We start from the raw sequence: 17,293 nt of genomic DNA, 5'->3' as shown, positions 1-17,293 counted from the left end.
GCCTACAGAGGCTGCAACCATGACCCGCAAAATACTCTTCGCCTACCTAGGCACCTTGCTCGCGTTTCTGGTGCTCGACGGCCTCTGGCTCGGCGTCTTCATGGGCCCGACCTATAAATCCCTGCTCGGCGCGCTGATGCTTGATCAGCCCCGCGTGCTGCCCGCCGTGCTGTTTTATCTGCTGTATGCCCTCGGTTGCGTGGTGTTCGTGGTCCTGCCCAGCGGCAGTTGGCAACGTGCAGCACGCCTTGGCGCTCTGCTCGGCCTGGTGGCCTACGGCACCTATGACCTGAGCAACTGGGCCACGCTGCAAGGCTGGTCAGCCGGGTTGGCGCTGATGGACATGGCCTGGGGCACCTTCCTGACCGCAGTCTGCTGCAGTGTCGGCTATCTGTGTGCACATCGAGTGCAGCGTTGATTGTGTACAGGATTGACCTGCACCGTTGCTGAGCACAACCCCCGCCTATAGGCCCTCACAAACCCCTTTGGAACGCCGTTTTAGAGGGATTGTGTGCCATTGGCACGCATTCTGCTGAATACCTCGTATACAAACCACGCCGCGTCCCGTATGCACACCGTTACGGCAGCGCAGGCCGGTATTTCGAGGAGCCAAGCGATGACCGAACAATTGCCCAAAGGCTACAGCCCGCGCCTGTACAACCAGGACCTCGGGCCGCTGCCGCAAAAGTGGACCTGGTACAACATTTTCGCCTTCTGGATGAGCGACGTGCACAGCGTCGGCGGCTACGTGTTCGCCGCCAGCCTGTTTGCCCTTGGGCTGGCCAGTTGGCAGGTGTTGATCGCCTTGCTCGCCGGCATTTGCATCGTGCAGTTGATTGCCAACCTGGTGGCCAAGCCGAGCCAGCAAGCGGCGGTGCCATACCCGGTCATCTGCCGGCTGGCATTTGGCGTGTTTGGTGCGAATATTCCGGCGGTGATTCGTGGTTTGATCGCCGTGGCCTGGTACGGCATCCAGACGTACCTGGCGTCGAGTGCCTTGATTATCGTAGTGCTGCGCTTTTTTCCACAGATGGCGGTGTATGCAGAGCCGCACTTCGCGGGCCTGTCTTACCTGGGCTGGTTTGGTTTCCTCAGCTTATGGGCGTTGCAGGCAGCCGTATTCTGGGCGGGCATGGAGTCCATCCGCCGCTTTATCGATTGGGCGGGGCCAGTGGTCTATGCGGTGATGTTTGCCCTGGCCGGCTGGATCGTGTGGAAGGCAGGTTGGTCGAATATCAGTTTCACCCTGGCGGAAAAATCCCTGTCAGGCTGGCAGGCGTTTGGCCAAGTGATTGTGGCGACGGCGCTGGTGGTGTCGTACTTCTCCGGACCTACGCTCAATTTCGGCGATTTCAGCCGCTATTGCCGCAGCATGCACGACGTGCGACGTGGCAATTTCTGGGGGCTGCCGGTTAACTTCCTGGCGTTCTCGCTGGTGACCGTCGTCATCGTTTCGGGCACCTTGCCGGTGTTTGGCGAAATGTTGCATGACCCCATCGCCACGGTTTCACGCATCGACAACAGCATGGCCGTGCTGCTCGGCGCCTTTGCCTTTGTGACGGCCACAATTGGCATCAACATTGTCGCCAACTTCGTGTCACCGGCGTTTGATTTCGCCAACGTTGCGCCGAGCAAAATCAGTTGGCGCGCCGGTGGAATGATCGCCGCCGTGGCCTCGATCTTTATCACGCCGTGGAACCTGTTCAACAACCCGCTGATGATCCACTACACCCTGGATATCCTCGCCGCGTTTATCGGGCCGCTGTTCGGGATTTTGATCGTGGATTTCTACCTGATCAAGAAGCAGAAAATCGACGTGGATGCCCTGTTCGACGACAGCCCCAACGGCCCTTATTATTTCGACGGCGGCGTGAACTGGACAGCCGTCAAAGCCTTGGTGCCGGCGACGCTGGTGGGCGTCGCGATCACCTTCACGCCCGCGTTGCAGGGCATGGCCAATTTCGCCTGGTTCACCGGGTGTTTCCTGGGAGGGCTGTTTTTCCTGGTGCTGGCACGGCGTGAGCAGGTTCGTGCGCCAACGTCGCTGGTTGCCGGTTGACCAGCACCGCACCTGCCACCACCAAGCCGCAACCGGCAATGATCAAGGCCGGTTGCAGGCCACCGCTCACGTGGCTGCTCACCGAGGCCAGTAATGGGCCGCACAATTGGCCGATAGCAAAACTGGCGGTGAGCAGCCCGGTGCTGCGCTGGTAGCCGTGGGGTGCCACCTCGCGCAAACGCGCCATCACCAGTTGCATGCACGCCAGGAACGGCGCACCACACAGCAACACACCCAGCGCCAGGCCCCAGCCATTGCCCAGCAGGCAGGCGAATACCCCTGCCGCTTGCAGCCACAAGGTCGTCATCAGCCAGCGGCGGGTGGTGTTCGGGTCCTTGCGACGCAGGCTCGCCACCACCACACCCAGCGCCGCCGCCAGGCCAAAGCACGGCCAGAACAGGTCGGCTTGCCAGGCGCCTTTGAACTGCGCGCTGGCCATCTGCGACAAGAAGGTCGCGGGGATGATGTAACCCAGGCCATACAAGAAGTAGATCCAGCCCAGGTGCGCGATGCTGGCGTTGCTGCCCGCGCGGGTGGCATGGGCCACCGTCACGGTCGGTTTCGGTAAAAAGGGCAGGATGGCCAGCAACATCACCAATGCCACCACGCCATAGACCAGCCACAAGGTCGCAGAGTCTTCGCCCAGTAGATTGGAACCCAGTGCCAGCAACCCGGTCAGCAGAATCCCCAAGCCCGGCCCGGCAAACACCAAGGCCCCCAAACGTGGACGCCCGGCGGCAATCGCCAGCGGCTGGCTCAGACTGGTGATCATTACCAGCGCCCAGGCGCTCGCCACGCCGGTGCCAAAGCGCAGCAGCAAATGCGGCCAGAACCCATGCGCCCAGTACGACCCCAGGGTCAGCAGCACGCACAGCCACAGCCCGCCATACAAACGCCCTTTTACGTGGTGATGGCTGCGGGCGAAGATCGAGTCCACCGCGCCGACGAAATAGCCCAGGTAGTTGGCGGCGGCAATCAGGCCGGCGCCGGTCAGGTCAATCTGCCCCTCGCTGAGCAAATGCGGCATCTGCGGGGTGAGGGCGAAGCGCCCAATGCCCATGGCCATCATCAGGGCGATAAAGCTGGCGGTTAAGCGAATCAGCGGTGACATGTTCAGGTTTCCTACGGGGTAGCGAATGACCGTAGGCTAAAGCAGATTGACTTTCTGTAAAAATGAATAATAGTGAGTAACTTGTTCAGTTTTGGAGAAAGGTATGGAGTTCAGTCAATTGCGCATCTTCCAGGCCGTGGCGGAAGAGGGCTCCATCACCCGCGCGGCTGAGCGCCTGCATCGAGTGCCCTCGAACCTGTCCACCAGGCTCAAGCAAATGGAGGAGCAACTTGGCGTCGAGCTGTTCGTGCGCGAGCGCCAGCGTTTGCAGCTTTCTCCTGCGGGCAAAGTGTTGCTGGACTACAGCACCCGTCTGCTGGCGCTGCATGATGAAGCCCACGGCGCGGTGCAAGGAGGGCAGCCGGCGGGCGATTTTGTGCTGGGCAGCATGTACAGCACGGCCGCAGTGCATTTGCCCAAGTTGCTGGCGCGCTATCACAAGGCATATCCGATGGTGAACCTCCAGGTGCAATCGGCGCCCAGCGGCGAGTTGCTAGAGGGCTTGATCACCGGGCGTCTGGACGCGGCCTTTGTGGATGGCCCGATAACGATCGCGACGCTGGACGGCGTGCCGCTGTGCGAAGAGCGCCTGGTGATCATTTGCGAGGCGGATCACCCGCCCGTGCGTGGCCCCCAGGATGTCGCCGGCCGTTCGGTGTTCACCTTCCGACGCAGTTGCGCCTACCGCGCGCGCCTGGAAACCTGGTTTTCCCACAAGCGTGTGGCCATGGGGCGTGCCATCGAGATTGAGTCTTACCAAGGCATGCTCGCCTGCGTGATCGCCGGTTCCGGCGTGGCATTGATGTCAGAATCAATGCTCGACAGCCTGCCAGGCAAGGACAGCGTGTCCGTTCATCCGTTGACCGGGCCTTTTGCCACTGCCACCACCTGGTTGATGTGGCGCAAGGGCATGCTCGGCGCTAACCTCAATGCATGGATCGATCTGCAACAAGAGGGCAAGGCCGATTTCCTGCAAGACACGCGCGCGATTGCTTGAACGATCCGTCAGGATTCGGATCAATCCTGTAATAGTTCGTTGTGGTTTCGTTCAAGCATTACGTAAGACTTAGAGCTACTATCACTGTAGGAAAAGGCGACAGAACTCCCGCCTAGCCGCATTACCCTCAAAGGGGGCAACCATGAAAGAGAAAATTCAAACCTGGCTCCACGACCTCGGCGTTGCGCTGGGCCTGATTGAACCGCCACTGCAGCCGATACCGATTCGCACAGATGACGAGCAGCGTCGTCCGCGTCGTCGCTAAGCGCTGGTCGCAGCAGCTTTTAGAATGTGGGAGCGGGCTTGCCCGCGATAGCGGTGTATCAGTCGATAATAAGTTGACTGACACACCGCTGTCGCGGGCAAGCCCGCTCCCACAGTTGTTTTGTGCAAGGTAAAAAAACGGGCGCGACATCCGACGTCGCGCCCGCTGAAGAAACAGCTTTAAATCCTGTTACCTGTCAAATGGCCCTGGCCACCGAAGCCTCCGGTCGGCGCGACAACAAACTTACCAACACAAAACTCACCAGCCCAACCGCCAGGCTGTAGTAGATCGGTGTGTTCGCGTCCAGGCCGTCCTTGAACATAAACACCAGCGCCGTCACAAAGCCCAAGGTCATGGAGGCAATGGCGCCGGAGGTGGTGGCGCGTTTCCAGAAAATCGCGCCCATCAGCGGGATCAGCATGCCGCCCACCAACAGGTTGTAGGCCAGGGTCAGGGCGCTGATCACGTCGTTGACCACCAGCGCGATACCCAGCACGGCGATACCGGTGAGCATCGTAAACAGACGGTTGATGTTCAGGCTCGATTGCTTGCCGCCGCGCAGGCGTGGCAGCAGGTCTTCGGTCAATACAGTGGACGCGGCGAGCAGGCCGGCGCTGGCGGTGGACATCATCGCGGCCAGTGCGGCGGCGATCACCAGGCCGCGAATGCCGTCGGGCAGCGAGGCTTTGACGATGGCGGCGAAGGCGTTGTTGACATTGTCCAGGTTCGGCAGCAGCACGTGCGCGGCCATGCCGATCAGGGCGCAGGCCAGGCCGTAGAGGATGCAGTAGAAACCGGCGAACGTGCCTGCGTACTGGGCGACCTTTTCGTCACGGGCGGTGAACACGCGTTGCCAGATGTCCTGGCCGATCAGGATGCCGAAGAAGTAGATCATGAAGTAGGTGATGATCGTGTCCCAGCCGATTTCGGTGAAGCTGAAGTTCGACGCTGGCAGCTTGGCCACCAGTTGATCCCAGCCGCCGACGCGGTACAGGCAGATCGGCAGCAGGATAAACATCAGACCGACGGTTTTGATCACGAATTGCACGATGTCGGTTAGGGTCAGCGACCACATGCCGCCGATGGTCGAATACACCACCACCACGCCACCGCCGAGCAGCACCGACACCCAGAACGGCAGGCCGAACAGCACTTGCAGCACGGTGCCGATGGCCAGAATCGAGGTCACGCCGATCATCAGCGCGTAGGCCAGCATGATCACCGCACTCGCTTGGCGGGCCATGGGGTTGTAGCGTTTTTCCAGCACCTGGGTGACGGTGAAAATCTTCAACTTGAGCAGCGGCTTGGCCAGGAACAGGTTCAGCGCAATGATCCCCGCGCCCAGTGCGGCGCACAGCCAGAAGCCGGAAATGCCATGCACATAACCCAGGCGCACGGTGCCGACGGTGGATGCACCGCCCAATACCGTGGCGGCCATGGTGCCCATGTACAGCGACGGGCCCAGGTTACGACCGGCCACCAAATAGTCTTCGTGGGTCTTGGCGCGACGCATGCCGTAATAGCCGAGCACGAGCATGCCGGCGGCGTAGATGAGTACGACGAATAAATCCAAAGCCATGACGGCGAGTCTCCGATTATTTTTTTAGGCTATTGAGAAGCTTTCTGCTGGAAGGAAGCTTGCTGTGGCGAGGGAGCTTGCTCCCGTTCGACAGCGAAGCTGGAGCCGGCTTTTTTGAGGCCGCTTCGCATCCCAGCGGGAGCAAGCTCCCTCGCCACAACGGCCGGGCCATAAACCGAAGCCGGTTCCGGAAACACACGAAGCAAGGTCAGGTACACCACCGACGCCAGCCCCAGTGTCACTGGCAGGCTGATATCAATGCCCTCGGCCAGGTTGCCCAGCGGCCCGACAAATTGCCCCGGCAGGTTGACGAAGCACAGGCCCACCACTGCGCTCGGGATCCAGGCGCCCAGGCCGCGCCAGTTCCAGCCGTGGCTGAACCAGTAGCGCCCGCCGGTTTCACCGCGAGTGAACACTTGCAAGTCGTCCGGGCAGTAGAAACCCCGGCGCACGATCAGGCCGATGATCATCATCACCATCCACGGCGTGGTGCAGGTGATGATCAGCACAGCGAAGGTCGACACGCTCTGCACCAGGTTGGCGGCGAAACGTCCGATAAAGATGAAGGCAATCGACATCACCCCAATCAGCAATGTGGCCTTGACCCGCGACAGCAAGCGCGGGAACACGCTGGACATGTCCAGCCCGGTGCCATACAGCGAGGTGGTGCCGGTGGACATGCCGCCGATCACCGCAATCAGGCACACCGGCAGGAAGAACCAGCTCGGTGATACGGCCAGCAAACCGCCGACATAGTTGTTGGCCGCGATGTAGTCCGGCGCCTTGATCGCCACGATGGTCGCTGTGGCCAGGCCGAACAGGAATGGAATCAAGGTGGCGATCTGCGCCAGCACCACCGCCAGCATGATGCGCATTTTCGGCGTTTCACGCGGGATGTAGCGCGACCAGTCACCCAGGAACGCGCCGAAGGAAATCGGGTTGCTCATGGCCACCAGTGCCGAGCCGATGAAGGCCGCCCAGAAGCCAGCCTGGCCCAAGGCGACGCTGCCGGCGAAATGGCTGTCGAACGCCGGTTCGAACGCGAAGATGCCCAGCAGAAACAGCAGGCTCGCCGCCCATACCGCAATGCGGTTGACCCACAGCATGAAGCGAAAGCCGTAGATGCACACGGTCAGTACCAGCAGGGCAAACAGGCCGTAAGCCAAGCCCAGCGTGAGGTCGGTTTCCGGCAGGCCAATCAGACGTTTCGCACCACCGACCAGCGCATCACCCGAACTCCACACCGACAGTGAGAAGAAGGCAATCGCCGTCAGCAGCGACAGAAACGAGCCGACAATCCGCCCATGCACACCAAAGTGCGCACCGGAAGACACGGCGTTGTTGGTGCCATTGATCGGCCCGAACAGGCCCATGGGCGCCAGGATCAGCGCGCCCACCAGCACCCCCAGCACAATCGCCCAGACGCCGGCCTGGAACGACAAGCCGAACAGCACCGGAAACGAGCCCAGCACGGCGGTAGCAAAGGTATTGGCACCGCCGAAGATCAGGCGAAACAGATCCTTGGGCCCGGCGGTACGTTCGTGGTCCGGGATCTGTTCGACCCCGTTGGTTTCTATTTTGCGAATACTGTTTTCGTTGTTTTTATTATTCATGATCAGCTCCGATCACATTGGCTAAGGGGGCGGCAGCCCTTCCGGCATAGCGGACAAATGTTCGTGACAGGCCAGCCACAGGCCTTGTTGTTTTAGGTGAGACGCTTGCCGTTTGAAGACAATGGTCTCGCGCTCCTGGCTAAAAAATTGCTCCCCGTTCATGCGCAGCTCGGTGGCCACGTCATGAATAAAAATCGCCACGTCACCTTGCAGGCTGATCACGGCATTGCTTGAGCTGCAGGACAGCACCTCAAACCCCTCGTCCGCGCGCCAGCTGTCCCACAATGCCTGGTAGGCATCGCGATTGAGCAGTGGTTGGGGCAGGGTGTAGAACACGAAGCTGGCATCGGCCGTGAACGCGCCAAAGTAAGCCTCGCGGTCATTCGCGGCGAAGGCCGCCACCAGCTTGGCGGCGGCTTTCAATACCTCATGGGCGCTCATCAGCGGTGCGCCACGCCGGGCAGTACGCAGAGCATCTCGTACAACAGGTTGGCGCCGAGCAGCGAGGTGTTGCCGGTGGTGTCGTAAGGCGGCGAAACTTCCACCAGATCACAACCAACCAGGTCGAGGCCCTGGCAACCACGGATGATCTCGATCGCCTGGATAGTGGTCAGCCCGCCGATTTCCGGGGTGCCGGTGCCGGGCGCCCAGGCTGGGTCGATGCCGTCGATATCAAAGCTCAGGTACACCGGGCCGCCGCCGACTTTTTCCCGCACTTCGGCCATCAGCGGCGCGAGGGAGTGGTGCCAGCATTCTTCAGCCTGGACCACACGGAAGCCCTGTTTGCGGCTCCAGTTGAAGTCTTCGGCGGTGTAGCCCTGGGCGCGCAGGCCAATCTGTACGACGCGGTCGCAATCGAGCAAACCCTCTTCCACCGCGCGGCGGAAAGTGGTGCCGTGGGCGATTTTCTCACCGAACATATGGTCGTTGACGTCAGCGTGGGCATCGATGTGCACCAGCCCGACCTTGCCGTGCTTTTTGTGGATGGCGCGCAGGATCGGCAGGGTGATGGTGTGGTCGCCGCCCAGGGTCATCGGGATCACGTCGTGCTCAAGGATCTCGTCGTACGCTTCTTCGATGATGCGCACGGCGTCGAGCAGGTTGAAGGTGTTGATCGCCACATCGCCAATGTCGGCAACCGACAGTGAGTCGAACGGTGCGGCGCCGGTGGCCATGTTGTAAGGGCGGATCATCACCGATTCGGCGCGGATTTCACGCGGCCCGAAGCGGGTGCCGGCGCGCAGCGAGGTGCCGATATCCAGCGGCACGCCGACAAAAGCGGCGTCCAGGCCCTTGGCCGTTTGCAGGTGGGGAAGTCGCATCATGGTGGCGATGCCGGCGAAGCGCGGCATTTCGTTGCCGCCCAGTGGTTGGTGGAAAATCTTGTCCACGGGAGTGCCTCATCGTTGTTTTGTTTATTAGTGGCCGATTCTGCGAAAAGCCCGTGGCGGGAAGAATCGGCAGAGGCAAATACTTAGTTCAGATTTTTCTAAACTAATGGCTGAGGTAAACTTTGTGACCCGGCAGGTCCTTCCTGCCGAACTCGGTTCAAAATGTGGGAGCGGGCTTGCTCGCGAATTAGGTGTATCAGTCACAGATGTAGTAACTGAACTACCGCATTCGCGAGCAAGCCCGCTCCCACAGGTTTTGTGTGTCCTTTGGAGACCCTATGGCCAACGCCTTGCCCGACCTGAAACTTCTGCGCATCTTCGTCAGCGTCGTGCGGCACCAGGGTTTTGCCAATGCTCAGCACGAACTCAACCTGTCGACGTCGGCCATCAGCACCTACATGAGCCAACTCGAATCGGCCCTAGGCCTGGTGCTGTGCCATCGCGGCCGGGGCGGTTTCAGCCTGACCAGCAAGGGCGAGCTGTTCCATCAGGAAACCTTGCGTCTTTTAGGTGAGCTCGAAGGCTTCGAGCAATACGCCGCCGCCCTCAAAGGCGAACTGCGCGGCACGCTCAAGCTGGGCGTGCTGGACTCCACCGTCAGCGACAAGGCCTTGCCGTTCGCCGAAGTGATCGGTGCCTACAGCCTCGAACACCCGGCCGTGCATCTGCATCTGTCGGTGATGAGCCCTTACGAGCTGCAACTGGGTGTGCAGGACAATCGCCTGGACCTGGCCATCGGCGCGTTCTCCAACCGCATGAGCGGGCTGATCTACATGCCGCTGTACCGTGAGCAGCACTGGTTGTATTGCAGTACGCGCCACCCGTTGTTCAATGAGCGGCGCATCCCCGAGCAGGTGATCACCCAGCAGCGTATGGTCGGCCGCGGCTATTGGAGCCAGGCCGAACTGGCGCGGCATGGTTTCAAACACAGCGCCGCCACGGTGGAAAGTATGGAGGCGCAGTTGATCCTGGTGCTGTCCGGCGCCTATATCGGCTACCTGCCCGAGCACTACGCCCAGTCCTGGGCCGACAAGGGCGACTTGCGTGTGCTGCTGCCGGCGACCTTCGGCTATCAGGCGCCGTTCTCGATGATCATGCGCCGTGGCCGTAGCCGCGAGCCGCTGATTCAGACCTTTCGCGATTTACTCAAAGCCCAGCTCAACCAGGCCTGATAAACCATGTCCAGACCCCAATGTCCACGTTGCCAGCGGCCCGCCACTCATTGCCTGTGCCCGCTGATCCCCAGCCTCGACAGCCGCACCCGTGTGTTGCTGCTGCAGCACCCGAGTGAGGTCAACCATGCGCTCAATACCGCGCGGTTGGCGGCGTTGGGGTTGAGCAATGCACAGTTGGTGGTGGGTGAGGTGTTTGACGATTTGGCGACCTTGTTAAACCCGCCCGGTTATCAAGCGCGCCTGCTGTTTCCCGCTGATGACGCCCAGCCTTTGCAGGTGTATGCGCCCGACGACCAACCGCTGTTGTTGGTGGTGCCCGACGGCACCTGGCGCAAAGCGCGCAAATTGCTGCACCTCAATCCTTTATTGGCCGCATTGCCCCGGGTGACCCTGGCCGAGGGTGGCGTTTCTCGCTACCGGTTGCGCAAAGCGCCGGGGCCAGGGGCTTTGTCGACGGTAGAGGCAATTGTGCAGGCGTTACAGGTGCTGGAAGCGCCGACCTCTTTTGATGCGCTGCTTAAACCGTTCGAGGCACTGATTGACGGGCAGATTTCGGCGATGGGGGACGAGGTGTTTCGTAAGAATCATGGCGGCGGGCAATTGGGGTAGTCGGTTTACCGAGGTGTGGCCTTCGCAGGCAAGCCAGCTCCCACATTGATCTGCACGCTGTCCTCTGTGGAGGCGGGCTTGCCCGCGATAGCATCCTCCCAGGCAACACATTCTGTGCTTATGCCTTTAAGCCATAAGCACCGCACTTTGCGTGATATGGCCCGCCGGCCTTTCCCGGTATGATGTTCGCCCCCGCAGTCTGGATTGCGAATACGCCATGACCTTGCAGTACCCTACAATCGCCGATTGCGTCGGCAACACACCCCTGGTCCGCTTGCAACGCATGGCGGGTGAAACCAGCAATACCCTGTTGCTCAAGCTCGAAGGCAACAACCCGGCCGGTTCTGTCAAGGACCGCCCGGCGTTGTCGATGATCACCCGCGCCGAGTTGCGCGGGCAGATCAAGCCCGGTGACACCCTGATCGAAGCCACCTCGGGTAACACCGGCATCGCCCTGGCCATGGCCGCGGCGATCAAGGGTTACAAGATGGTGCTGATCATGCCCGACAACGGCAGTGCCGAGCGCAAGGCGGCGATGACCGCCTATGGCGCCCAACTTATCCTCGTCACCCAGGAAGAGGGCATGGAAGGTGCGCGCGACCTCGCCGAGCGCATGGCCGCCGAAGGCCGTGGCGTGGTGCTGGACCAGTTCGCCAACGGCGATAACCCCGAGGCGCATTACACCAGCACCGGCCCGGAAATCTGGCGCCAGACCAACGGCGCCATCACCCATTTCGTCAGCTCCATGGGCACCACCGGCACCATCATGGGCAATTCGCGCTACCTCAAGGAGCAGAACCCGGCGATCCAGATCGTCGGCCTGCAACCGATGGAAGGCGCGGCCATTCCCGGTATCCGTCGTTGGCCTGAAGAGTACCTGCCGAAGATCTACAACGCGACGCGTGTAGACCGCATCATCGACATGGCCCAGCGTGAAGCCGAAGACACCACCCGCCGTCTGGCGCGTGAAGAAGGCATTTTCTGCGGCGTGTCCTCCGGTGGCGCTGTGGCCGGTATGTTGCGCTTGTCCAAAGAAGTTGAAAACGCGGTGATCGTCGCGATCATCTGTGACCGAGGCGACCGCTACCTGTCGACCGGCATCTTCGACGAACCCAACTGATGGCCAAGCACGAGAGAGGCCTGCGCTTTCAGCCGACGGGCGGCAGCCGCGCCCCGCAGATTCCGGTGGGCAAGAAACAACGCCTGACCATCGAGCGCCTGGCCAACGATGGCCGCGGCATTGTGTTTTTTGAAGGCCGCACCTGGTTCGTCAATGGCGCGCTCGCCGGCGAAGAAGTCGAAGCGCGAGTGTTGGGCGCCCACGGCAAAATCGTCGAGGCCCGCACCGAGCGTGTGTTCAAGGCCAGCGAGTTGCGTCGCCCGGCACCGTGCGCGCACTTCGGCCGCTGCGGCGGTTGCAGCGTGCAGCACTTGCCCCATGACGAACAACTTGCCCTGAAACAGCGCATGCTCGCCGAGCAACTGTCCCGTGTGGCCGGTGTCGAACCGCAAGAGTGGGCGCCACCGTTGAGCGGGCCGGAATTCGGCTACCGTCGCCGCGCCCGTGTGGCCGTGCGCTGGGATGCCAGGGCCAAACAGCTTGAGGTGGGTTTTCGCGCGGTGGCCAGCCAGGATATCGTCGCCATTGATGATTGCCCGGTGCTGGTACAGGCCTTGCAACCGATCATGCAGCGTTTGCCGAACATGCTGCGCCGCCTGAGCAAGCCTCAGGCGTTGGGGCATGTGGAGTTGTTCAGTGGTTCGTCGATTGCCGTATTGCTGCGGCATATGGCGCCGTTGTCCGAAGCGGACCTGCAGGTATTGAACGAATTTTGCACCTTCCATCAAGCCCAGTTGTGGCTGCATGGCGAGGGCCAGCCGGAGCCGGTAGAACCGGGTCAGGCGCTTGGTTTTAGACTGGCGGCGTGGGATCTGGAACTGGCTTACCGTCCGGGAGATTTTGTCCAGGTCAACGCAGGCGTCAACGATGCGATGGTTGCCCAGGCCCTGGAATGGTTGGCGCCACAGCCCGAAGATCGGGTACTCGACCTGTTTTGCGGGCTGGGCAACTTTGCCCTGCCGCTCGCCAAACAGGTGCGCGAAGTGGTGGCGGTAGAAGGCGTGCAGACCATGGTCGAGCGTGCGGCGCTGAACGCCCTCAGCAACAATTTGCATAATGTGCAGTTTTTTCAGGCCGATCTGTCCCAGCCTTTGAGCGACGCGCAATGGGCCAAACAGGGCTTTTCTGCGGTACTCTTGGACCCACCCCGTGACGGTGCCCTGGAGGTTGTGCGCAAGCTCGCCACCCTGGGAGCCAAGCGTCTGGTGTATGTGTCCTGCAACCCGGCCACGCTGGCGCGGGACACGGTTGAGTTGGTCAAGCAAGGCTACCGGCTAAAACGTGCCGGGATCCTCGACATGTTTCCGCAGACAGCGCATGTCGAGGCCATGGCGTTATTTGAAGCGGGCTAGGATGCCCGTTTAATCCGACTGGCCTGTCGTCTCCTGGGCCGTGACCTGTCAGGGAGTGGTACCTAGCCTAATGGTTGCACCGCTAGGGTTACGCAGCAGGTCAGCGATGATTTTTGGCGCATCCAAGGTGCGTCGTAGGGAAGGTAAGCAAGATGGTACAGGTGAGAGCACACCAGCCGATCAACACCGACGGCAGTATCAATCTCGAGGCATGGCTGGATCATGCCGTCAGTGTCGACCCGGCACTGGACCGTGAAGCCTTGAAAGCAGCCTGCGAGTTCGCTCGTGAGTCTGAACAGCAAGACAATGCGGCCAAGAACCTGTGGGCCGAAGGCACTTCAAGCTTTCGCACCGGGTTGGAAATCGCCGAGATCCTCGCCGATCTCAAGCTGGACCAGGATTCGCTGATCGCCGCCGTGCTGTATCGCGGCGTGCGTGAAGGGCATATCCCGTTGCCGACGGTCAGCCAGCGTTTCGGCGCGGTGGTGGCCAAGCTGATCGACGGCGTGCTGCGCATGGCCGCCATCAGCGCCAGCCTCAGCCCGCGCCAGTCGATGGTGCTGGGTACCCAGGGCCAGGTCGAAAACCTGCGCAAAATGCTGGTGGCCATGGTCGACGACGTGCGCGTCGCGCTGATCAAGCTGGCCGAACGTACCTGCGCGATCCGTGCGGTCAAGACCGCCGATGACGAAAAGCGCAACCGCGTGGCCCGCGAGGTGTTCGACATCTATGCGCCGCTGGCGCACCGCCTGGGCATCGGCCATATCAAGTGGGAGCTGGAGGACTTGTCCTTCCGCTACCTCGAACCCGATCAATACAAACAGATTGCCACGCTGCTGCACGAGCGGCGGCTCGACCGCGAGCGCTTTATCACCGATGTGATGGGCCAGTTGCGTTCCGAGTTGCAGGCCACCGGCGTCGATGCCGACATCAGCGGCCGCGCCAAGCATATCTATTCCATCTGGCGCAAAATGCAGCGCAAGGGCCTGGCCTTCAGCCAGATCTACGACGTGCGCGCCGTGCGCGTGCTGGTGCCGGAAATGCGTGACTGCTACACCGCGCTGGGCATCGTGCACACCCTGTGGCGGCACATTCCCAAGGAGTTCGACGACTACATCGCCAACCCCAAGGAAAACGGCTATCGCTCGCTGCACACTGCGGTGATCGGCCCCGAGGGCAAGGTGCTGGAAGTGCAGATCCGCACCCACGCCATGCACGAAGAGGCGGAGCTTGGGGTTTGCGCGCACTGGCGTTACAAGGGCACCGACGTCAAGGCCGGGTCCAACCAGTACGAAGAGAAGATCTCCTGGCTGCGCCAAGTGCTGGAATGGCACGAAGAGCTGGGCGATATCGGCGGCCTGGCCGAACAGCTGCGGGTGGATATCGAGCCCGACCGGGTCTATATCTTCACCCCCGACGGCCACGCCATCGACCTGCCCAAGGGCGCCACGCCGTTGGACTTCGCCTACCGCGTGCACACCGAAATCGGCCACAACTGCCGGGGCGCCAAGATCAACGGGCGCATCGTGCCGCTCAACTACAGCCTGCAAACCGGTGAACAGGTCGAGATCATCACCAGCAAGCACGGCACGCCGAGCCGCGACTGGCTGAACCCGAACCTGGGCTACATCACCACGTCGCGGGCACGGGCGAAGATCGTTCATTGGTTCAAATTGCAGGCGCGCGACCAGAACGTCGCGGCCGGCAAGACCTTGCTTGAACGCGAATTGGCGCGCCTGGGCCTGCCACAGGTGGACTTCGACAAGCTGGCCGAAAAAGCCAACATGAAGATCGCCGAAGACATGTTTGCCGCCCTGGGTGCCGGTGACCTGCGCCTGGCGCAATTGGTCAACCTGGCTCAGCAACTGGTCGAGCCGGAGCGCGGCAGCGAGCAGTTGGAACTGATCCCACGCAAAGCCACCGGCTACAAGCCCGGCAAGCGCGGCGATATCCAGATCCAGGGCGTGGGCAACCTGATGACGCAAATGGCCGGCTGTTGCCAGCCATTGCCGGGCGATGCCATCGTCGGCTACATCACCCAAGGGCGTGGCGTGAGCATTCACCGCCAGGATTGCGCCTCGGTGTTGCAACTGGGCGGGCGCGAACCCGAGCGCATCATTCAGGTCAGCTGGGGCCCAGTGCCGGTACTCACGTATCCGGTGGACATCATCATCCGGGCCTACGACCGTTCCGGTTTGCTGCGTGACGTGTCGCAAGTGCTGCTCAACGAGCGCATCAACGTGCTGGCGGTCAACACCCGCTCGAACAAAGAGGACAACACCGCATTGATGTCCCTGACCATCGAGATCCCGGGGTTGGACGCGCTGGGGCGGTTGCTGGGGCGCATATCCCAGTTGCCGAACATCATCGAGACCCGGCGTAATCGCACACCATGACACGGCTTGAAAACCTGTCTGGACTGCTTTGTGTGGGAGTCGGGCTTGCCCGCGATGCAGGCACCTCGGTCTGTTTGACAGACCGAGGCGAGGCTATCGCAGGCAAGCCAGCTCCCACATTAGATCTTCAGTGGTTCCAGAAAATGGGCAGAGATTGACCGATGTATTCACTTGAAGACCTGCTGCACCTGATGAACCGCCTGCGCGACCCGCAATACGGGTGCCCGTGGGACATCAAGCAAACCTACGCGACCATCGTGCCGCACACCCTTGAAGAAGCCTACGAAGTTGCCGACGCCATCGAGCGTGGTGACTTTGATCACTTGCAAGGCGAGTTGGGCGACCTGTTGTTCCAGGTGGTGTATTACAGCCAGTTGGCGCGGGAAGAAGGGCGCTTTGAATTTGCCGGCGTGATCGACAGCATCACGCGCAAGCTGATCCGTCGCCATCCCCACGTGTTCCCCACGGGTGACCTGTATGCGCCGCTGGATATTCCCCAGTTGAGCGAAGAACAGGTTAAAGAACGCTGGGAGCAGATCAAGGCCGAGGAGCGCGCAGAAAAATCCGACGCACCCGAGCAACTGTCGCTGCTCGATGACGTACCTACGGCCTTGCCCGGATTATCCCGCGCCGCCAAACTGCAAAAGCGCGCCAGCCAGGTCGGTTTCGACTGGCCGTCTGCCTTGCCGGTGGTCGACAACGTGCGTGAAGAGCTGGATGAAGTGCTCGAGGCCATGGCCGATAACGACTCGGTGGCGATCGCTGATGAAGTCGGCGACCTGCTGTTTGCGGCGGTTAACCTGGCCCGTCACCTCAAGGTCGACCCGGAAACCGCGCTGCGTGGTGCCAACGCCAAGTTCGAGCGACGTTTCCGATTTATCGAACAGGCATTGCGCGATACGCACAAACCCATAGAAGATTGCACCCTCGAAGAGTTGGACGCCCTGTGGGGCGAAGCCAAACGCCAGGAAAAGAATGTGTCCAGCTGCGGTTGAGCAGTTGCCTAAGTGAGTAAGCACCATGAGCCTTTCCCTTCGCGACCAGTTGCTCAAAGCAGGTCTGGTCAACCAAAAGCAGGCCAAGCAGGTCGGCAAAGACAAACAGAAACAGCAGCGTCTGGTCCACAAAGGCCAGATCGAGGCCGATGACACTCAGGCGCGTTTGGCCGCCGAAGCGCACGCCGAAAAGGTCAAGCGCGACCAGGAACTGAACCGCCAACAGCAGGAAAAAGCCGAGGCCAAGGCGCGCACGGCTCAGGTCAAACAATTGATCGAGACCTCGCGCCTGCCCAAGCTGACCACCGAGGACTACTACAACTTCGTGGATGACAAGAAGGTCAAGCGCCTGTCGGTCAACACGCTGATGCGCAACAAGCTGAGCAACGGCTCCCTGGCGATCGTGCACCACGGTGGCGGCTACGAGGTGATCCCGCGTGAAGCGGCGCTGAAGATTCAGGAGCGCGCACCGGAGCGTATCGTGCAGCTCAATATCCTCACCGAAAGCCAGGTGCCGGATGAGGATGATCCATACGCCGCCTACCAGATCCCGGATGACCTGATGTGGTAAGGCGTTAAAAACAACAAACCCCGCTCAAAAGGCGGGGTTTGTGTTTTTAACCTGCAGCTT

16 protein-coding genes are annotated in these 17,293 nt (G+C 61.1%); 11 read left to right on the top strand and 5 right to left on the bottom strand.

Annotation, left to right across the window (positions count from 1 at the left end; genetic code table 11):
* Nucleotides 1-19: 19 nt before the first annotated feature.
* Both PSH96_RS20805 and PSH96_RS20800 read left to right on the top strand, forming a co-directional pair.
* On the top strand, nt 20-418 hold the full coding sequence (locus PSH96_RS20805; protein WP_305454771.1) for a DUF2177 family protein: 399 nt from the start codon (nt 20-22) through the stop codon (nt 416-418).
* 198 nt (nt 419-616) lie between these two features.
* Nucleotides 617-2,059, top strand: a complete 1,443-nt coding sequence (locus PSH96_RS20800; protein WP_305454768.1) for an NCS1 family nucleobase:cation symporter-1 — start codon at nt 617-619, stop codon at nt 2,057-2,059.
* On the opposite strand, the gene PSH96_RS20795 is transcribed toward PSH96_RS20800, so the two are convergent.
* The gene (locus tag PSH96_RS20795) at nt 1,971-3,170 is read right to left on the bottom strand and encodes an MFS transporter (RefSeq protein ID WP_305454766.1); all 1,200 of its coding nucleotides are present in this window, start codon (nt 3,168-3,170) and stop codon (nt 1,971-1,973) included. The genes PSH96_RS20800 and PSH96_RS20795 overlap by 89 nt on opposite strands.
* 103 nt (nt 3,171-3,273) lie before the next feature.
* Here PSH96_RS20795 and PSH96_RS20790 point away from each other — a divergent pair, with 103 nt between their 5' ends.
* Together PSH96_RS20790 and PSH96_RS20785 are read left to right on the top strand one after the other, a co-directional pair.
* Nucleotides 3,274-4,167 carry a LysR family transcriptional regulator gene (locus PSH96_RS20790; protein ID WP_305454763.1) on the top strand — a complete coding sequence of 298 codons (894 nt, stop codon included), beginning with the start codon at nt 3,274-3,276 and terminating at the stop codon, nt 4,165-4,167.
* A 142-nt stretch (nt 4,168-4,309) separates the two neighbouring features.
* Nucleotides 4,310-4,432 carry a PA1414 family protein gene (locus PSH96_RS20785; protein ID WP_305454760.1) on the top strand — a complete coding sequence of 41 codons (123 nt, stop codon included), beginning with the start codon at nt 4,310-4,312 and terminating at the stop codon, nt 4,430-4,432.
* Nucleotides 4,433-4,628: 196 nt separating this feature from the next.
* Here the strand turns inward: PSH96_RS20785 and PSH96_RS20780 are convergent, their stop codons facing one another.
* The 4 genes from PSH96_RS20780 to speB are packed head-to-tail and all read right to left on the bottom strand — an operon-like array spanning nt 4,629 to nt 9,015.
* Nucleotides 4,629-6,011 (bottom strand): sodium:solute symporter, encoded by a 1,383-nt coding sequence (locus tag PSH96_RS20780; RefSeq protein ID WP_305454758.1) that lies wholly within the window; start codon nt 6,009-6,011, stop codon nt 4,629-4,631.
* 29 nt (nt 6,012-6,040) lie between these two features.
* On the bottom strand, nt 6,041-7,624 hold the full coding sequence (locus tag PSH96_RS20775; protein ID WP_305454756.1) for a cytosine permease: 1,584 nt from the start codon (nt 7,622-7,624) through the stop codon (nt 6,041-6,043).
* A gap of 21 nt (nt 7,625-7,645) precedes the next feature.
* A complete protein-coding gene (locus PSH96_RS20770) occupies nt 7,646-8,065 on the bottom strand; it encodes a nuclear transport factor 2 family protein (protein ID WP_305454754.1) in 420 nt (139 codons plus the stop codon).
* Nucleotides 8,065-9,015 (bottom strand): agmatinase, encoded by a 951-nt coding sequence (gene speB / locus PSH96_RS20765; protein WP_056861477.1) that lies wholly within the window; start codon nt 9,013-9,015, stop codon nt 8,065-8,067. Before speB ends, PSH96_RS20770 begins: the two co-directional genes overlap by 1 nt.
* Nucleotides 9,016-9,293: 278 nt before the next feature.
* Here speB and PSH96_RS20760 point away from each other — a divergent pair, with 278 nt between their 5' ends.
* The 7 genes from PSH96_RS20760 to PSH96_RS20730 all read left to right on the top strand — a co-directional run bounded on the left by PSH96_RS20760 (nt 9,294) and on the right by PSH96_RS20730 (nt 17,233).
* The gene (locus tag PSH96_RS20760) at nt 9,294-10,187 is read left to right on the top strand and encodes a LysR family transcriptional regulator (protein WP_305454752.1); all 894 of its coding nucleotides are present in this window, start codon (nt 9,294-9,296) and stop codon (nt 10,185-10,187) included.
* A 6-nt stretch (nt 10,188-10,193) separates the two neighbouring features.
* Nucleotides 10,194-10,799: a tRNA-uridine aminocarboxypropyltransferase gene (locus PSH96_RS20755; RefSeq protein WP_305454751.1), complete on the top strand. Its 606-nt coding sequence runs from the start codon at nt 10,194-10,196 to the stop codon at nt 10,797-10,799.
* Nucleotides 10,800-11,016: 217 nt separating this feature from the next.
* The gene (gene cysM, locus PSH96_RS20750; protein WP_305454750.1) at nt 11,017-11,919 is read left to right on the top strand and encodes a cysteine synthase CysM; all 903 of its coding nucleotides are present in this window, start codon (nt 11,017-11,019) and stop codon (nt 11,917-11,919) included.
* Nucleotides 11,919-13,271 (top strand): 23S rRNA (uracil(1939)-C(5))-methyltransferase RlmD, encoded by a 1,353-nt coding sequence (gene rlmD / locus PSH96_RS20745; RefSeq protein ID WP_305454749.1) that lies wholly within the window; start codon nt 11,919-11,921, stop codon nt 13,269-13,271. The genes cysM and rlmD overlap by 1 nt, the downstream gene beginning before the upstream one ends.
* A gap of 152 nt (nt 13,272-13,423) precedes the next feature.
* Nucleotides 13,424-15,667: a GTP diphosphokinase gene (gene relA, locus PSH96_RS20740; protein ID WP_017134872.1), complete on the top strand. Its 2,244-nt coding sequence runs from the start codon at nt 13,424-13,426 to the stop codon at nt 15,665-15,667.
* 161 nt (nt 15,668-15,828) lie between these two features.
* A complete protein-coding gene (gene mazG / locus PSH96_RS20735) occupies nt 15,829-16,662 on the top strand; it encodes a nucleoside triphosphate pyrophosphohydrolase (RefSeq protein WP_305454746.1) in 834 nt (277 codons plus the stop codon).
* Nucleotides 16,663-16,687: 25 nt separating this feature from the next.
* Nucleotides 16,688-17,233, top strand: coding sequence for a DUF2058 domain-containing protein (locus PSH96_RS20730; RefSeq protein WP_017134874.1), 546 nt, complete (start codon nt 16,688-16,690; stop codon nt 17,231-17,233).
* The last annotated feature ends 60 nt before the right edge of the window (nt 17,234-17,293 follow it).

This window comes from Pseudomonas sp. FP2338 (genome assembly GCF_030687515.1).
Taxonomy (GTDB): domain Bacteria; phylum Pseudomonadota; class Gammaproteobacteria; order Pseudomonadales; family Pseudomonadaceae; genus Aquipseudomonas; species Aquipseudomonas salomonii.
This window is presented reverse-complemented; position numbering and strand designations above follow the sequence as displayed.